The sequence below is a fragment of the Bradyrhizobium sp. 17 genome (assembly GCF_023073515.1).
Taxonomy (GTDB): Bacteria; Pseudomonadota; Alphaproteobacteria; order Rhizobiales; family Xanthobacteraceae; genus Bradyrhizobium; species Bradyrhizobium canariense_D.
The window spans coordinates 80,765-96,727 of sequence record NZ_JADPJQ010000130.1 but is presented as its reverse complement, the minus strand read 5'-3'; the positions used below and the strand labels follow the sequence as shown (position 1 = coordinate 96,727).

The window sequence follows — 15,963 nt, the reverse complement described above, 5'->3', positions numbered from 1 at the left end:
GCCTCTAAAAATGCTTCACTGCACAACGGCAGAAGGGCGCGGGGCTTATAGGCCTGCGCTGCCGGCATAGCCTAGCCAGATTTTGGACCTTGGCCATGCACATTTGCATGGCTTGGCCGGCCGCCGTTTAGATGGTGACCTGGGTTCCGACTTCAACCACGCGTCCGGTGGGAATCTGGAAATAGTCGGTGGCGTCGTTGGCGGACCGGCTCAGCGCGATGAACAAATGGTCCTGCCAAAGCGGCATGCCGGACTGCGCCGACGCCTTCAGCGAGCGCCGCGACACGAAGAATGAGGTCGACATGATGTCGAATTGCCAGCCCTGCTTGCGCGCGATCGCGAGTGCCTTGGGCACGTTCGGCTGCTCCATGTAGCCGAAGCGCAGGCGGACCTTGAAGAACTTGTCGCTGATCCTCTCCATCCGGAACCGCTCCGACAGATCGACCCGCGGCGTATGCGCGGTCTCGATGGTCAGGACCACGTTGTGCTCGTGTAGCACCTTGTTGTGCTTGAGATTGTGCAGCAGCGCGGTCGGCACGAAGGAGGGATCGCTGGTCAGGAACACCGCGGTGCCCTTGACGATGTGCGGCGGCCGCTTTTCCAGGCTCCGGATCAGATCGTCCAGCGGCACCTCGATGCGGCGCGTTTTCTGGATCAGGATCCCGGACCCTCGCCGCCAGGTCCAGATTGTCCCGGCCATGATCACGCCGAACAGCAGCGGCACCCAGGCGCCTTCGAGCAGCTTCAGAAGATTCGCGCTGAAGAAGCTGATGTCGACCACGACGAAGGGCAGGATCACCGCTGCGGCCGTCGCCGCGCGCCAGTTCCACAATTTCCAGATCACGATGAAGCCCATGATGCCGTCAGCAACCATGGTGGTGGAGACCGCAATACCGTAGGCCGAAGCCAGATTGCTGGGGGTGTGGAACAACAGCACCAGCAGCATCACACCGATCAGCAGCAGCCGGTTTACACGCGGCAGATAGATCTGGCCGGCATGAGTTTCCGAGGTGAAGCGCACCTCGAAGCGCGGCAGGAGGCCGAGCTGCACTGCCTGATAGACCAGGGAATAGGCCCCCGTGATTACCGCCTGGCTCGCGATCACGGTCGCCGCGGTCGCAAGTCCGACCAGCGGCAGCACGAAATGCTCGGGCACCATGCGATAGAAGGAGTGTTCGATCGCGCTGGGATCCGACAGCACCAGTGCGCCCTGCCCGAAATAGTTGATCAGGAGCGCAGGCAGCACGAAGAACATCCAGGCCGACTGGATCGGCTTGCGGCCGAAATGGCCGAGGTCTGCGTAGAGCGCCTCGCCGCCGGTCACCGCGAGGAACACCGCGCCCAGTGTCACCAGGCCGATCGTGCCGTGCGACAGCAGGAATTGCAGGGCGTAATAGGGATTGATCGCTGCCAGCACCGACGGATCGTCGGCGATGTGAACGGCACCCAGCACGGCAAGAACGGTGAACCAGACGACCATCACCGGCCCGAAGGCTGAGGCGACCAGTGCCGTCCCCTTGCTCTGGACCGCGAACAGCAGCGTCAGGATGAGAACGGTCAGGGGAACGACATAGTGCTCGAAGGCGGGCGTTGCGAGCTTCAGACCCTCGACCGCCGACAACACCGAGATCGCCGGCGTGATCATGGAATCGCCGATGAACATGGAGGCGCCGACGACGCCGAGCGCCATCAGGAACCAGCTCCGCCGCCCGAGCGCGCGCTGGCCGAGCGCCATGAGGGAAAGCGTGCCGCCCTCCCCGTTGTTGTCGGCGCGCAGCAGCAGCAGCACGTATTTGGCGGTGACGACGATCAGCAGCGCCCAAAGGATCAGCGAGAGCACGCCGAGCACCATGACCCGCGAGACCGGCTGGCCATGGGCCGCGCCCCTGACGGCCTCGTGGAATGCGTAGAGCGGCGACGTGCCGATGTCGCCGAAGACGACGCCGATGCTCCCGAGCGTCAGGCCCCAGAAACCCGAGGTGACCGGCCCGTCCGGAGCTTCGGTCGATGTGATGCTCGCCGTCATATGAAACTGGAACGCTTCTGCCCGAGAATTGATCCGGCGCCTTTTGACGGTTCCGGTGCCCCTGTCAATCGGCACATCACCATAGCAGGCACCGGGCCAGATGCTGTGACGGCGCAGCAACGGTCGTTGCCCACGCGACGACATGCCTCAGGTAAGATGGTGGCACAAGAGCCCTGAGCCTTTCAGTCCCCGATTGAAGGGGAATTGGCTCTACATCCTTGTTTTGTCGCGCTTCTTCGCGCGAAACAGGGTCCACTTCGCTCGAATGCGCCCTACGGCTTCAGATTCGGCGGCAGCGGCGGATCTTCGCGCATCAGGGTGATGGTCACCCGCCGGTTGGCCGCGAGCGAGGGATCGTCCGGAAACAGCGGCTGGGTATCCGCCTTGCCGGCGACGGCGAAGACATGGGCGGCCGGCAGGCCCTCGCGTTCGAGGATCTGACGCACGGCATTGGCGCGGTCGGCCGACAGATCGAAGGCGCCGTAGTCGCTGCGGGTCGGCACGAATCCAGCCGCGGTGTGGCCGGCGATGGAGACGCGCAGCGGCGTCGCCTTGAGCGGGACAGCGAGCTTCTCGATCAGGCGGCGGGTGCGGTCATAGGGGACTTTGGAGCCGTCGGCGAACATCGAGCGACCGTCCTGGTCCACGATCTCGAGGTTGAGGCCCTGCTTGGTCTCCTCGAACATGATGTGCTTCGACATCTCGGTCAATTCCGGCATGTCCTGCAACGCTTGGCGCAGCGAGGCCGCCGCCAGCGCAAAATTGCGGTCGACCTTGATCTTGGCGCCCGACGTGCGGTCACGATCCTCCTGGTCCGGCGTCGGCGTGTTGGAGGAGTCCTCGGGCTGAATGTGATCGACGTTCTTCAGCCGAGGGCGGGTCGGCAGCCCGTCGGACTCGACGATGCCGGAATAGCGCGCTTCGGTCTGGACACCGAAGGCGTCGCGCATGGAGCCTGCGACGACCTTCAGCTTGTTGGCATCCTGGGTCGAGAACGCGACGAGCATCACGAAGAAGCTCATCATCAGGCCCATCAGATCGGCGAAGGTCACGAACCAGCCGTGACCGCCTCCGTGTGAATCGCCGCGCTTCTTCTTGGCCATATCTCAAATCCCGGCGCGCGGCCTCAGGCCGGCACCGGCTCGCCTTCAGCGTGGCGGTGCTTCTCGGGCAGATAGGCCAGCAGCATTTCGCGGACCAGCGTGGGGCTCTTGGAGTCGCGGATCATCAGGATGCCGTCGATGATCAGCGTGCGGTTGGTCTCTTCGTCCAGGAGCTTTCCATGCAGCTTGTCGGCGATCGGGGTACAAAACAGGTTGGCGACCAGCGCGCCGTAGAGAGTCGCGAGCAGCGCGGTCGCCATGAACGGGCCGAGCTTTGACGGGTCGGTCATGTTGGCGAACATCTGCACCATGCCGATCAGCGTGCCGACCATGCCGAAGGCCGGGGCGCAGTCGCCGATGGCGCGGTAGATCTTGCTGCCTTCATCCAGATGCATCAAAAAATTATCGCGGTCGCGCTCGAGATTGTCGCGAATGAAGTCCAGGTCGTAGCCGTCGGCGACGTAGCGGACGCCCTTGGCGAGGAACGGCTCGTCGGTCTCGACCTTTTCCAAACCCACGGGCCCTTGCTTGCGGGCGATCTCGGCGATGCGGGCGAGTTCGTCGACCAGATCGTGCGCCGACAGACGGCTCATAGTGAAGGCAAACTTGGCGCCGAGCGGTAGGCCGTGGATCAGCGTCGAGAGCGGAAAGCGGATCATGGTCGCGGCCGTCGAGCCGCCGAAGATGATGATCATCGCATGCTCGGAAACGAACATGTGGAGATCGCCGCCCAGCAGCATCATCGTCGCGATGACGACAATGCCCGCCACGAGCCCGATGCTCGTCATGATATCCATGGGAGACTCCAACGCGAACGCAACAACGGCCGTCCTGGCCGATGGCGCGGCCCAACCCCGAACCGCATCGGAAACCCTAGTGAGCCGCGATTAAAGACGCGTAAAGGTTAAGTTGAGCCGGCGCGCCTGGCGGCCGCAGCGCGCTGAAAGGCGCCGGCTTTTGCCGACTGCCGACACGGATCTCAACATTTTGCTAACCATACGGTGTCGCGCGCACCCGTCACCCGTGCACGCGATCCCTTCGGCTGCGGCCCTGCGCCACATCGGGGGCGACCGATCAATTGGTATTCTGGACCCGGCCGGCACCTCATGGCGGAAGGCATCGCAATGGTGACGCTGTTCAGTCTTCTCACCGCGCTTCCCGCAGTGCTGGCGCTCCACATGCTCGAACCCGGGCTCGTCCTGCCGGCGTTCAGCGTGCTGCTCTTTGCCGAGGCGGCCCTCGCCGGGATCGCAGCGCACCTGATCCACATGCCGGACAATGCGGAAGATATCACCCTGTGGGATTTTGCCGGCGGCTTCACCTTGATCGGATGCGCTGCCGCGGTGCTCGGCGAGCCGGATCAGGCCGCCTTGTTCCTGACGGAACAGGGCAGCCTGCGAGCGGCGTCGCAACCGTAGATCATCGCGGTCCCGCCGTTAGTGAATCTCCGCCGAGCGCTTCAGCGCAGCCTTCAACTTCTCCAACGAGAAGTCGGGGCTGCGGGCGATCTCGAGGATCGGCGTCTCGCGGCGGCCACAGAGTTCGGCGGCCTCGGGCAGCTTTGCGGCAATATCGTGCGGAATTACGACAGCGCCGTGCTGGTCGGCATGGATCAGATCGTCCGACTTCACGGTCATGCCGGCGACGCGCACTTCGCCGCCAAAGCTCTCGGCATGCACCCACGCATGCGACGGGCCGATCGAGCCGGCCAGCGCCTGGAAGCCCGGCGCCCATTGCGGAATGTCGCGGATCGAACCGTCGGTGATGACGCCGAGGCAGCCGAGCGCCTTGTGCACGTTGCTCTGCACCTCGCCCCAAAACGCACCGTAGCCGACGTCGGGACCGTCGATGTCCTGGATCACCGAGATGCGCGGACCGTGGCCGGTACCGACATATTCGTAATATGCGATGCGGCGCTTGGACTGCTCTTCCGGCGGTAGTGAATTTTTCAGCACCGAGCGGATCGCGACCGTGCGGGCATAGCCGACGATCGGGGGCAGATCGGGAAATGGGCAGACCAGTGGTTTGGTGGTGTAGCCGATCAGCCGGCGCTCGGGCGCCACGATCTCCATGGCATTGCAGATCGTCGGCGTGTCATAGCGGCCCAGCGCTTCGAGGACGGAAGCGGGCAGCGGCCCGGTCGCAGTATTCGTCACAGCGTTCTCTCCCAGATTGGCGGCCGCTGTTGGTGCGGTGCCGCCTGCACCGGGCGATATAGCCGAGATCGGGCCTCAACCCAACTCAGGGCGCCTCATGGCAGATATCCAAGTCTTGCTGTTCAGTGCCTTGGCTGCTTGGCGCTTGCCGTTCAGTGCAGCCGGTCGGGCCGGTCGTCTTCGCGCGGCGGCTCCGACAGGTTTGCCAGCGTCGGCGCCGAAGGCGGCGAGGAGACCTCGCCTCCAGCCGGCGCGGTGGCTTCCATCGCGCGCGCCTGGTCGCGATAGGATTTGTAGCCGAGCGGCAAAGCGAGCAGATACAGCACCGTTCCGATGGACAGCACGTGCCAGGGATAGGCGATCAGGATCGCGATGAACACGACCACCGCGACGAACGCCGGCAGCACCAGCTCGGGCGGCACGCGCATGCGCTTGGTCTTGCCGGAGAACACCGGCAGGCGCGACACCATCAGGAAGGCGATCAGCAGCGTATACGCAGCCGTCACCGCCGCAGGCAGCCGGCCGAGATCGAGGAACGCGACATAGATCGGCAGCAGCACCGTGATCGCGCCGGCCGGCGCCGGCACGCCGGTGAAGAAGTTGGCGGCAAAGGCCGGCTTGTTGGGATCGTCCATGGTGGCATTAAAGCGCGCCAGGCGGAGGCCACCGGAGATCGCAAACACCATGGCGGCGATCCAGCCGGCATTGCCGAGCTCGTGCAGCTGCCAGAAATACAGCATCAGGCCGGGCGCCACGCCGAAATTGACGAAGTCGGCGAGGCTGTCGAGCTCGGCGCCGAACTTGGACTGCCCCTTGATCATGCGCGCGATGCGGCCGTCGATGCCGTCGAGTGCCGCCGCGAACACGATGGCGTAGACCGCGAGCGACATCCGCCCCTCGATCGAGAGCCGGATCGAGGTCAGGCCGGCGCAGATCGCCAGCAGCGTGATGACGTTGGGCACCAGCATGCGCACCGGGATCGGGCGGAACCGCCGGCGGCGCACATCAGGATCTTTGAAGTCATAAGGCGTCATGGCTCGTCCTCACCTTGGGGCGAGATATAGCAAGCCGCGTTCCCCTCCGCCATTGCGGCGGGAGGCCCCTCAGGACCGACTTATTGGTTAATTGGCACGGTAGGCGCGGCTCGGGTCGTCTCCGGCAAGATCCGCCAGAATCGTCTCGCCGGCAATCGCGGTCTGGCCTTCCGAGACCAGCGCCTTCGTGCCCAGCGGCAGATAGACGTCGAGCCGCGAGCCGAATCGGATCAGACCGAAGCGCTCACCGGCGCCGATTGCCTGCCCCTCTTTGACGAAGCAGACGATGCGCTTGGCGACCAGACCCGCGATCTGGATCACGCCGATCCGCGCCGTCGGCGTCGTGATCACCAGCGAGTTGCGCTCATTGTCCTCGCTCGCCTTGTCCAGCTCGGCATTGATGAACAGGCCGGGCCGGTAGGCGATACGGTCCACCCGGCCCGCGATCGGGCTGCGGTTCACATGGCAGTTGAACACACTCATGAACACCGAGACGCGCGGCAGCGGCCGATCGCCGAGGCCGAGCTCGGCCGGCGGCAGCGCCATAGTGATCATCGAGACGCGGCCGTCGGCGGGCGACACCACGAGCCCCTCGCGCACGGGGGTCACGCGCACGGGGTCGCGGAAGAACAGCGCGCACCATACGGTCAGGATGGTGCCGATCCACCCCAACGGCGACCACAGCCAGAACAGGAGGAGGCTTGCCAGCGCAAAGCCGCCGATGAAGGGATATCCCTCCTTGTGGATCGGCGGGATCTGACGCTGGATCGAATCGAGAATGGACATCGCTATCTGCCGCTCGGGGTTGATGGCGCAGGTCGTCCCGCGCGGTGGTGTTGTTTAGGCCAGAGTTGGGACCGGAGACAAGGTCACTCCGCCGCCGCAGGCGCCGTCAGGACATCGGCGACCGGCGGTGGCTCCCGGTTGGGCGCCTCGCCGGAATCGGCCATCCTCGCCAGTTTCTCGCGCGCCGCCTCGGCCTCGCGCTGCCTGTTCCACATGCTGGCGTAAAGTCCCCCCTCCCCAAGCAGTTTCGCGTGGGTGCCGCGCTCGGCGATGCGGCCCTGGTCCAGCACGATGATCTCGTCGGCGCCGACGATGGTCGAGAGCCGATGGGCGATCACCAGCGAAGTGCGGTTCTTCGCCACGCGCTCGAGCGCACCCTGGATTTCGTGCTCAGTGTGGGTGTCAAGCGCGGAGGTCGCCTCGTCCAGCACCAGGATCGGCGGCGCCTTCAACACGGTGCGCGCGATCGCAACCCGTTGTTTTTCGCCGCCGGACAGTTTCAGGCCGCGCTCGCCGACCTGGGTCTCGTAGCCTTTCGGCGCCATGCGGATGAAATGATCGATCTGCGCCAGCTGCGCTGCCTGCTCGACCTCGGCATCGCTGGCGTCCCAACGCCCGTAGCGGATGTTGTAGCGGATGGTGTCGTTGAACAGCACGGTGTCCTGCGGCACCATGCCGATGGACGCGCGCAAGCTCGCCTGCGTGACTTCGCGAATGTCCTGGCCGTCGATCAGGATCTTGCCGCCCGAGATGTCGTAGAGGCGAAACAGAAGCCGCGAGATGGTCGACTTGCCCGCACCTGACGGGCCGACGATCGCGACCGTCTTGCCGGCCGGCACCTCGAAGCTGATGCCCTTGAGGATCGGACGGGACGGCTCATAGGCAAAGCGCACATCCTCGAAACGCACATTGCCCGCGGAGACCACCAGTGGCTTCGCGCCCGGCGCATCCTTGATCTCAGCCTCGCGCCCCAGCACGTTGAACATCTTCTCGATGTCGATGATCGCCTGCTTGATCTCGCGATAGACCATGCCCATGAAGTTCAAGGGCTGGTAGAGCTGGATCATCATCGCGTTGACCAGCACGAAATCGCCGACCGTGTTGGTGCCGTTGCGCACGCCGATCGCGCACATCAGCATGGTCGCGGTCAGCCCCAGCGTGAAGATCACGGCCTGCCCGGTGTTGAGCACGGCCAGCGAAGTATAGGCCTGGACGCTCGACTCCTCGTAACGCGCGACCGACCGGTCGTAGCGCTGTGACTCACGGGCCTCGGCGCTGAAATATTTGACGGTCTCGTAGTTGAGCAGCGAGTCGATCGCCTTGGTGTTCGCCTCGGTGTCGGCATCGTTCATCTTGCGGCGGATGCCGATCCGCCACTCGGTCGCGATGTAGGTGTAGTACATGTAGACCGCGACAGTGACGAGGGTCGCAAGCACGTAGCGCCAATCGAACTGCCACAGCAGCACGGCCATCAGCAGCGAGACCTCGACGATGGTCGGGATCAGCTGCAGGATCACCATGCGCACGATGACCTCGATGCCCTCGCGGCCGCGCTCGAGCACGCGCGTCAGGCCGCCGGTCTTGCGCTCCAGGTGGAAGCGCAGTGACAACTCGTGCATGTGGATGAAAGTGATGGTGGCGAGCTTGCGCACCGCGTGCATGGCAACGCGCGCGAAAATGCCGTCGCGCCATTGCGTCAGCACCGCCATCACGATGCGCATCACGCCGTAGCTGGCGGTCAGCAGCAGCGGCGAGGCGATCACCCAGAGGTGCCAATTGTCGGCCTGAACTGGCGCACTGTTGGCGCCGGTCAGCGCGTCGGTCGCCCATTTGAAGCTGAAAGGAACCGTCAGCGTGATCAGCTTGGCGGCGAGCAGCAGCACCATCGACCAGACCACGCGCATCTTCAGGTCGAAACGGTCGCCCGGCCAGATATAGGGCCACAGATGCGCCAGCGTGCCCATCAGCGTGGCCCGCTCCAGCGGCCCCCCGGCGGGATCAGGAACGTTGGCGCCGGCGGGCGATTGAGCTTGGTCCATCAAGAAGCCTGAAAAGCCCGTCGAATGCGGGCTGCGTTGCCATTAAGGATTTTCGTTTGTCATATAGAGCCTTACCGATGCCCATGCACCCCGCCAGATGGCGAATCTTGGATTGTTCGTCGTGGTTTACCGGTAGATTTCCGGAAGCCCCGAATCACCGATTGGGCTTGACGCCTCTTCGCTGCAATGCATCATGGCACCAATGAGCACGATCAAAACCGTCTGTGTCTATTGCGGCTCCGGCCCAGGAACCAATCCCCGTTTCACCGAAGGCGCCAAGGCGTTCGGCAAGGCGCTCGCCGAGAACAACATCCGCCTCGTCTATGGCGGCGGCTCGCTCGGCCTGATGGGCTCGGTGGCGACCTCCGTCCTCGATCACGGCGGCACTGTCACCGGCATCATCCCCGATTTCCTGCGGATGCGGGAAAACGCGCTGACGCGCGTGCAGGAGATGATCGTCACCCCCGACATGCACGAGCGCAAGCGACTGATGTTCGAACGCTCCGACGCCTTCGTGGCGCTGCCGGGCGGCGTCGGCACGCTGGAGGAGTTGGTCGAGCAATTGACCTGGAAGCAGCTCGGACGTCACGCCAAGCCGGTGCTGCTGGCCAACATCGATAATTTCTGGGAGCCGCTGTTCTCGCTGCTGTCGCACATGCGCCAGACCGAGTTCATCCGCGCCGGCCTTTCGGTCGACATCCTCAAGGCCGATCGGATCGAAGAGATTTTGCCGAAGCTGAAATCGGCTGCAGCGCAGATCGAAGATGCGGAAAAGCAGCTCGCACCGGAAATGGCGCGCAAGCTCTAGTCCGCAGGAAACGTCACCGCCTCGATCCGGTTACCATCGGGGTCGACAACGAAGGCTGCGTAATAACGCACGCGATCGTGCGGGCGGATACCCGGCGCGCCGTCGGATGCGCCGCCGGCCGACAGCGCTGCGGCGTGAAATGCATCGACCTCGACGGTCGTCTTTGCCCGCAGGCAGATATGGACGCCGCTCTCCGGCGGCACGTGCGGCATGCCCTCGCGCAGATTGATCCAGAATTCGGGATAGGCCTTGCCGAAGCCGATCGTCCGCGGCCGCGTGACGAGGCGAGCGAGACCGAGCGCGGCGAGTGTTGCCTCGTAAAATGTCGCCGAGCGTTGGAGATCGCTGACGCCGACAGAGATGTGATCGATCATGGGTCGCGCCCCCTCTCCTGCTCGTCATCCCGTTTGTGGCACCGCCGCCCTACGCCGGCGCGCCCGACTTCACCAGCTTGTAGATCACCGAATCCATCAGCGCCTGGAACGAGGCGTCGATGATGTTGGGGGACACCCCGACCGTGGTCCAGCTGTCGCCGTTCTCGTCCTCGCTCTCGATCAGGACGCGCGTGACCGCGCCGGTGCCGCCGTTGAGGATACGCACGCGATAGTCGATCAGCGTCAGGCCTTCGATATATTTCTGGTACTTGCCGAGATCCTTGCGCAGCGCGACGTCGAGCGCGTTGACGGGACCGTTGCCTTCGGCCGCCGAGATCAGATGCTCGCCGGCGACGTCGACCTTGACCACCGCCAGCGCCACGGTGACGCGTTCGCCATGCGAATTGTAACGCTGCTCGACATTGACGTCGAACTGCTCGACCTCGAAATAGTGCGGCACCTTGCCGAGCGTGCGCCGCGCCAGCAGCTCGAACGAGGCGTTGGCAGATTCATAGGCGTAGCCTTGCGCCTCGCGCTCCTTCAACTCCTCGACCAGCCGCGACAGTTTCGGATCGCTCTTCTCGTAGGCGATGCCGGCGCGGTCGAGCTCGGCGATGACATTGGAGCGGCCGGCCTGATCGGACACCAGCACCTTGCGGTGATTGCCGACCAGCTCCGGCAACACATGCTCGTAGGTCTGCGGATCCTTCAGCACGGCAGAGGCATGGATGCCGGTCTTGGTGACGAACGCGCTCTCGCCGACATAGGCCGCATGCCGGTTCGGAACGCGGTTGAGCATGTCGTCGAGCGTGCGCGACACCTTGACCAGGGTCGCGAGCTTCTCCGCCGTGACGCCGATCTCGAAGGCGTCGGCAAACTCGGCCTTCAGCTTCAAGGTCGGAATCAGCGAGCAGAGATTGGCGTTGCCGCAGCGCTCGCCGAGGCCGTTCAGCGTGCCCTGGATCTGCCGCGCGCCGGCGCGCACCGCGGCGAGCGAATTCGCCACCGCCTGCTCGGTGTCGTTATGGGCGTGAATGCCGAGATGATCGCCGGGGATGTGCTTCGCCACCTCGGCGACGATCGCTTCGACCTCGTTGGGCATGGTGCCGCCGTTGGTGTCGCACAGCACCACCCAGCGCGCGCCGGCTTCATAAGCAGCTTTCGCGCAGGCGAGCGCGAAACCGGAATCCTCCTTGTAACCGTCGAAGAAGTGTTCGCAGTCGAGCATCACCTCGCGGCCGGCAGCCTTCGCCGCTGCGACGCTGTCGCGGATCGAGGCGAGGTTCTCCTCCTTCGTCGTCTCCAGGGCAACGCGCACCTGATAGGCCGACGACTTCGCCACGAAGCAGATCACGTCGGCCTTGGCCTCCAGCAGCCCGGCCACACCGGGATCGTTGGAAACCGAGCGCCCCGCTCGTCGCGTCATGCCGAAGGCGGTGAAGCGCGCATGCGAAAACTTCGGCTTGGTGCCGAAGAACTCGGTGTCGGTCGGATTGGCGCCGGGATAGCCGCCCTCGACATAGTCGATGCCGAGTTCATCGAGCATCTGGGCGATGATTTGCTTGTCGGTCAGCGTGAAATCGACGCCGTTGGTCTGCGCGCCGTCGCGCAGCGTGGTGTCGAACAGATAGAGGCGCTCCTTGCTCATTGCAGCGCTCCCGACGCGGGTCCACTGCCGAGCGTCTTCTGCATGGTGGTGTTGGCCAGCCATTCGTCGTTGACAGTGATGCTGTTGCGCTGCATGGCGACATAGCCGCGCTTGGCGAAAAAGCCCTGCGCGTTGTCGCTGGCATCGACCGTCAGCTTGTCGGCGCCGCGGCCGCCCGCAAGCTTTTCCAGCGCATCGACGAGCATGGTCGCGAGGCCCTGCCCGGCCACGACCGGATGCACATAGAGCATGCGGATATGATCCTTGCCCTGCAGTGAGGCAAAACCCACCGGTGACCCCTCCAGCGTTGCGATCAGCGTCAGGTCGGAGGCGAGCCCCTTGCCGAACTCTTCGTCTTCCGCCGACGCCATCCAGGCCTGTTGTTGGGCCTCGCTATAGTCCTCGCCGGTCAGCTCTTCGATGCTGGCGGTGAAGATCGCGGCGAGAACCGGCACGTCCTCCGGCAGGAAGGGCCGCAAGCCAGGCTTTGGGAGTGCTTGTGCCATCGTCTTCACCACATCCCATAGAGTTTCAGCGCCAGCGCCACGGCAGCGCCGAGCAGCAGGATTTTCAGCGCGATGTAATAGAACCAGTGCCGCGGAAAAGGCGTATCGGGTCGCTTCATCGTGCGACCTCCCACGTCGTGCCTTCCTTGGAATCCTTGATCGCAACGCCCATCGCGGCAAGCAGATCGCGGATACGATCGGACTCCGCAAAGTCCTTGCGCGCACGCGCCGCCGTCCGCTCCGAGATCAGGCGCTCGACTTCCTTGGCATCGACGCCGCTCGCCTGCTGCTTGCGTCCTTCCCACTGCGCGGCACTCTCGGAGAGAAAGCCGAGCAGACGCAACGAACCCGCGAGGGCACCAACATCGCTGCCGCGCAGCCCATGCAGCGCCGCGATCGCCAGCGGCGTGTTGAGGTCGTCGAGCAGCGGCTCGACCACTGAGGGGGCGGGCTTGCCGGATGCGACGTCAGCCGCAACCCGATACCAATCGTCGAGCGTCCTGGCGCTCTCCTCCAGCGACTTCATCGTCCAGTCGATCGGCGAGCGGTAATGCGTCTTGAGCATATTCAGGCGCAGCACTTCGCCCGGCCAGTCCGCGAGCAGTTCGTGAATAGTGACGAAGTTGCCGAGGCTCTTCGACATCTTCTCGCTTTCGACCTGCAGGAAGCCGTTATGCATCCAGTAGTTCGCCATGCGCTCCCGGTGGAAGGCGCAGCAGGTCTGCGCGACCTCGTTCTCGTGATGCGGAAACACGAGATCGATGCCGCCGCCATGGATGTCGAAGTGCTCGCCGAGATGCTTCCAGGCCATGGCCGAGCACTCGACATGCCAGCCCGGGCGCCCCTGCGCGGCGACGCCGGCGGGTGACGGCCATGACGGCTCGCCGGGCTTGGACGGCTTCCACAGCACGAAGTCGGTGTTGCCTTTCTTGTAGGGCGCGACATCGACGCGGGCGCCGGCAACCATCTCGTCCAGCGAACGATTGGACAGCGCGCCATAGCGCGGCAGCCCGGCATCGGCCGCGTTCATCGCCTGCGGCGAGAACAGCACGTGATCCTCGGCAACATAGGCAAAGCCGCCGGCAACCAGCCGTTCGATGATCTCGCGCATCTCGCCGATATGCTCGGTGGCGCGCGGCTCGACGCTCGGCCGCAGCGCGCCGAGCGCGTCGACGTCAGCGTGAAACTGTTTGCCGGTTTGCTCGGTGACTTTCCGGATCGCCTCGTTCAGCGGCAGGCCGGGGAAATCCCGCGCGGCGCGGTCGTTGATCTTGTCGTCCACGTCGGTGATGTTGCGGACATATTTGACGTGCGCCTCACCGTAGAGATGGCGCAGCAGCCGAAACAGCACGTCGAACACGATCACCGGCCGGGCATTGCCGATATGGGCGAAGTCATAGACCGTCGGTCCGCAGACATACATGCGGACGTTCTTGGCATCGAGCGGCACGAAGGTGCGCTTTTCCCGGCTCAGCGTATCGTAAAGGCGCAATTCCATAAGGATACCCGTCGGCTGTTGGCCGGGCGTCCAGTGCTCTCAATGGTTTTGAGAAAAGACGGCTCCAGCCAGCGAATCGCTAGCTCGTAATCTCGCGGCAAATGGCGCAAATGACGAGGAGACCGTTCATGACGGAACATATGGGCTATGAGGCGGCCCCGCGTCAAGAGAGCCGCGAAAACGCCGTCTTATCTCCGCAATGCGCAGCCGCCGCGCGCAGATGGTTCATCTCCTTAACCATTTGAGCCCATTCTGGAACTGGCAGTTCACATTTTTTGCCCCGGTGTTTTCATGCGATCATTGCTCGCGCTCATGTCCTGCGCCTCCATCCTTGCGGCGTCCAGCGCTCTCGCGGAGACCCGCGTCTTCATCATCCCAAACCAGGCGGACGGCTACGGCGTCGATCAGTGCCTGGCCAAGAGCGACAAATGCGGCGCGCAGGTCGCCCGCACCTACTGCCAGTCACGCGATTTTGCCCAGGCTTCGGCCTATCGCCGGGTCGATCCCGACGAAATTACCGGCTCTGTCCCCAAATCCGGCGCAAACTGCTCCCATGGCCATTGCGACGAATATGTCGCAATCACCTGCCAGCGCTGAATTCGCTCGGAACTGGCGTACCTTAGGCCCAATCGCTGGCCTCTGAAACGACGTGACGATGCCGCAGGAAGCGGCTATGGGAGGGCGCGCTCCGGCCTCCCTACATCACGCGTGGCCGTGACCTCGCTAGAATGGCGGATATGCCTGAATTTTTGTCTCTCTCCCGTGCTCGCTCGATCCTTGCCTGTGCCGTGCTCTTCAGCACGGTTGCGCTCGCCAATAACGCGTTCGCACAGGCCGGCTCGCCGGGACCGCCGCCTCAGCCCGGCCAGAACGGGCTCGGACCCAACCCGATGTGCGCGCGCCTGGAAGGTCAGCTCGCCGGTCTCGATCGTGGCGGCGGCGGTGATCCCGCGCGCGAAGACCAGATCCGCCGCTATCAGGAATCTCAGACCAAGCAGCAGGCCGAGCTCGATCGTGTCACCATGCAGGCCAAGCGCATGGGTTGCGATTCCTCCGGCTTCTTCTCGCTGTTCAGCGGCCAGTCGGCGCAATGCGGTCCGGTCAACACCCAGATCCAGCAGATGCGCGCCAATCTGGACCAGATCACCGGCAATCTCGAACGCCTGCGCGGCGGCGGCCCCGGCGGCTTCAGCCCCGAGCGTGACAACCAGCGCCGCTCGGTGCTGGCAGCGCTGGCGCAGAACAATTGCGGCCCGCAATATGCCAATGCGGCGCAGTCGCAAGGCGGCGGCAATTTCCTGAGCAATCTGTTCGGCGGCAACAACCCCAATAATCCGCAAGGCGTGCCGCCGTCCGATCTCGGCCCGCAATCAGGCACCTATCGCACTGTGTGCGTGCGCACCTGCGACGGCGCCTACTTCCCGGTCTCGTTTGCGACCGTGCCGGCGCGCTTCCCCGACGACGAGAAGACCTGCAAGGCGCTGTGCCCGGCCGCCGAGGCCGTGCTCTACACCCATCGCAATCCCGGTGAAGACATGAACTCCGCGGTCTCCACCAGCGGCCAGCCCTACACGGCGCTGCCGACCGCGTTCAAATTCCGCAGCGAGTTCAACCCGTCCTGCTCCTGCAAGGCCGCGGGCCAGACCTGGGCGGACGCGCTCAAATCGGCCGACGACAAGGCGTCGGCCGAACAGCAAGGTGACATCATCGTCACCGAGGAGAGCGCCAAGAAAATGCAGCAGCGGCAGCTCAACAAGGGCACGCCTGCCGCCAATGGCAAGAAGGGTGCGACGCCGACCACGGCGGCTGCACCTGTCGCGACTCCGCCTGCCGATACCGGCACCGCTACGACCTCGTCCGAGAACAAGCCGATCCGTTCGGTCGGACCAAGCTTCTTGCCGCAGCAGCAGAAGTAGGTCACGTCCTCCGCTGTCATGCCCCCGCGAAAGCGGGGGCCATCCTGTACGCTGGCATCAGCTGGTTTT

Annotated in this window: 15 protein-coding genes; 4 read left to right on the top strand and 11 right to left on the bottom strand. The window is 64.3% G+C overall.

Going from position 1 to position 15,963, the window contains the following annotated elements:
* Window positions 1-127 precede the first annotated feature (127 nt).
* The 3 genes from IVB13_RS36565 to IVB13_RS36555 all read right to left on the bottom strand — a co-directional run bounded on the left by IVB13_RS36565 (window position 128) and on the right by IVB13_RS36555 (window position 3,926).
* Window positions 128-2,026, bottom strand: coding sequence for a potassium transporter Kup (locus tag IVB13_RS36565; protein WP_085385797.1), 1,899 nt, complete (start codon window positions 2,024-2,026; stop codon window positions 128-130).
* Window positions 2,027-2,298: 272 nt separating this feature from the next.
* On the bottom strand, window positions 2,299-3,129 hold the full coding sequence (locus IVB13_RS36560) for a flagellar motor protein MotB (protein WP_007592497.1): 831 nt from the start codon (window positions 3,127-3,129) through the stop codon (window positions 2,299-2,301).
* A 23-nt stretch (window positions 3,130-3,152) separates the two neighbouring features.
* Entirely contained in the window at window positions 3,153-3,926 is a 774-nt protein-coding gene (locus IVB13_RS36555; protein WP_247492423.1) for a MotA/TolQ/ExbB proton channel family protein, read from the bottom strand.
* Between the two features lie 327 nt (window positions 3,927-4,253).
* Between IVB13_RS36555 and IVB13_RS36550 the strand changes: the two genes are divergently transcribed.
* Window positions 4,254-4,547 carry a hypothetical protein gene (locus tag IVB13_RS36550; protein ID WP_085353034.1) on the top strand — a complete coding sequence of 98 codons (294 nt, stop codon included), beginning with the start codon at window positions 4,254-4,256 and terminating at the stop codon, window positions 4,545-4,547.
* Window positions 4,548-4,565: 18 nt separating this feature from the next.
* On the opposite strand, the gene IVB13_RS36545 is transcribed toward IVB13_RS36550, so the two are convergent.
* The 4 genes from IVB13_RS36545 to IVB13_RS36530 all read right to left on the bottom strand — a co-directional run bounded on the left by IVB13_RS36545 (window position 4,566) and on the right by IVB13_RS36530 (window position 9,144).
* A complete protein-coding gene (locus IVB13_RS36545; RefSeq protein WP_018459343.1) occupies window positions 4,566-5,285 on the bottom strand; it encodes an RraA family protein in 720 nt (239 codons plus the stop codon).
* Window positions 5,286-5,437: 152 nt separating this feature from the next.
* On the bottom strand, window positions 5,438-6,319 hold the full coding sequence (locus IVB13_RS36540) for a phosphatidylcholine/phosphatidylserine synthase (RefSeq protein WP_018459344.1): 882 nt from the start codon (window positions 6,317-6,319) through the stop codon (window positions 5,438-5,440).
* Between the two features lie 87 nt (window positions 6,320-6,406).
* A complete protein-coding gene (locus tag IVB13_RS36535) occupies window positions 6,407-7,111 on the bottom strand; it encodes a phosphatidylserine decarboxylase (protein WP_256374445.1) in 705 nt (234 codons plus the stop codon).
* A gap of 77 nt (window positions 7,112-7,188) precedes the next feature.
* Window positions 7,189-9,144: an ABC transporter ATP-binding protein/permease gene (locus IVB13_RS36530; RefSeq protein ID WP_018459346.1), complete on the bottom strand. Its 1,956-nt coding sequence runs from the start codon at window positions 9,142-9,144 to the stop codon at window positions 7,189-7,191.
* Between the two features lie 202 nt (window positions 9,145-9,346).
* Between IVB13_RS36530 and IVB13_RS36525 the strand changes: the two genes are divergently transcribed.
* Window positions 9,347-9,952 carry a TIGR00730 family Rossman fold protein gene (locus IVB13_RS36525; protein WP_018459347.1) on the top strand — a complete coding sequence of 202 codons (606 nt, stop codon included), beginning with the start codon at window positions 9,347-9,349 and terminating at the stop codon, window positions 9,950-9,952.
* Here the strand turns inward: IVB13_RS36525 and IVB13_RS36520 are convergent.
* From IVB13_RS36520 to cysS, 4 genes are all read right to left on the bottom strand, one after another.
* The gene (locus tag IVB13_RS36520) at window positions 9,949-10,326 is read right to left on the bottom strand and encodes a VOC family protein (RefSeq protein ID WP_018459348.1); all 378 of its coding nucleotides are present in this window, start codon (window positions 10,324-10,326) and stop codon (window positions 9,949-9,951) included. The two genes, IVB13_RS36525 and IVB13_RS36520, sit on opposite strands and share 4 nt — an antisense overlap.
* A gap of 49 nt (window positions 10,327-10,375) precedes the next feature.
* Window positions 10,376-11,974: a citramalate synthase gene (cimA, locus tag IVB13_RS36515; protein ID WP_085395863.1), complete on the bottom strand. Its 1,599-nt coding sequence runs from the start codon at window positions 11,972-11,974 to the stop codon at window positions 10,376-10,378.
* A complete protein-coding gene (locus IVB13_RS36510) occupies window positions 11,971-12,480 on the bottom strand; it encodes a GNAT family N-acetyltransferase (protein WP_247492421.1) in 510 nt (169 codons plus the stop codon). Before IVB13_RS36510 ends, cimA begins: the two co-directional genes overlap by 4 nt.
* Before the next feature lie 115 nt (window positions 12,481-12,595).
* Window positions 12,596-13,978 carry a cysteine--tRNA ligase gene (gene cysS / locus IVB13_RS36505; protein WP_018459351.1) on the bottom strand — a complete coding sequence of 461 codons (1,383 nt, stop codon included), beginning with the start codon at window positions 13,976-13,978 and terminating at the stop codon, window positions 12,596-12,598.
* 291 nt (window positions 13,979-14,269) lie between these two features.
* On the opposite strand from cysS, the gene IVB13_RS36500 reads away from it, so the two are divergent.
* Window positions 14,270-14,575: a hypothetical protein gene (locus tag IVB13_RS36500; protein ID WP_026233782.1), complete on the top strand. Its 306-nt coding sequence runs from the start codon at window positions 14,270-14,272 to the stop codon at window positions 14,573-14,575.
* Between the two features lie 131 nt (window positions 14,576-14,706).
* Window positions 14,707-15,894, top strand: coding sequence for a DUF2865 domain-containing protein (locus tag IVB13_RS36495; RefSeq protein WP_247406550.1), 1,188 nt, complete (start codon window positions 14,707-14,709; stop codon window positions 15,892-15,894).
* The last annotated feature ends 69 nt before the right edge of the window (window positions 15,895-15,963 follow it).

Excerpts from the sequence above, each read along its gene's own strand:
- cysS (WP_018459351.1), bottom strand. The coding sequence starts at position 13,978 with ATGGAATTGCGCCTTTACGATACGCTGAGCCGGGAAAAGCGCACCTTC.
- IVB13_RS36495 (WP_247406550.1), top strand. The coding sequence starts at position 14,707 with ATGGCGGATATGCCTGAATTTTTGTCTCTCTCCCGTGCTCGCTCGATC.
- IVB13_RS36530 (WP_018459346.1), bottom strand. The coding sequence starts at position 9,144 with ATGGACCAAGCTCAATCGCCCGCCGGCGCCAACGTTCCTGATCCCGCC.
- IVB13_RS36560 (WP_007592497.1), bottom strand. The coding sequence starts at position 3,129 with ATGGCCAAGAAGAAGCGCGGCGATTCACACGGAGGCGGTCACGGCTGG.
- IVB13_RS36550 (WP_085353034.1), top strand. The coding sequence starts at position 4,254 with ATGGTGACGCTGTTCAGTCTTCTCACCGCGCTTCCCGCAGTGCTGGCG.
- IVB13_RS36555 (WP_247492423.1), bottom strand. The coding sequence starts at position 3,926 with ATGGATATCATGACGAGCATCGGGCTCGTGGCGGGCATTGTCGTCATC.
- IVB13_RS36520 (WP_018459348.1), bottom strand. The coding sequence starts at position 10,326 with ATGATCGATCACATCTCTGTCGGCGTCAGCGATCTCCAACGCTCGGCG.
- IVB13_RS36500 (WP_026233782.1), top strand. The coding sequence starts at position 14,270 with ATGCGATCATTGCTCGCGCTCATGTCCTGCGCCTCCATCCTTGCGGCG.
- IVB13_RS36540 (WP_018459344.1), bottom strand. The coding sequence starts at position 6,319 with ATGACGCCTTATGACTTCAAAGATCCTGATGTGCGCCGCCGGCGGTTC.
- IVB13_RS36565 (WP_085385797.1), bottom strand. The coding sequence starts at position 2,026 with ATGACGGCGAGCATCACATCGACCGAAGCTCCGGACGGGCCGGTCACC.
- IVB13_RS36510 (WP_247492421.1), bottom strand. The coding sequence starts at position 12,480 with ATGGCACAAGCACTCCCAAAGCCTGGCTTGCGGCCCTTCCTGCCGGAG.
- IVB13_RS36525 (WP_018459347.1), top strand. The coding sequence starts at position 9,347 with ATGAGCACGATCAAAACCGTCTGTGTCTATTGCGGCTCCGGCCCAGGA.
- cimA (WP_085395863.1), bottom strand. The coding sequence starts at position 11,974 with ATGAGCAAGGAGCGCCTCTATCTGTTCGACACCACGCTGCGCGACGGC.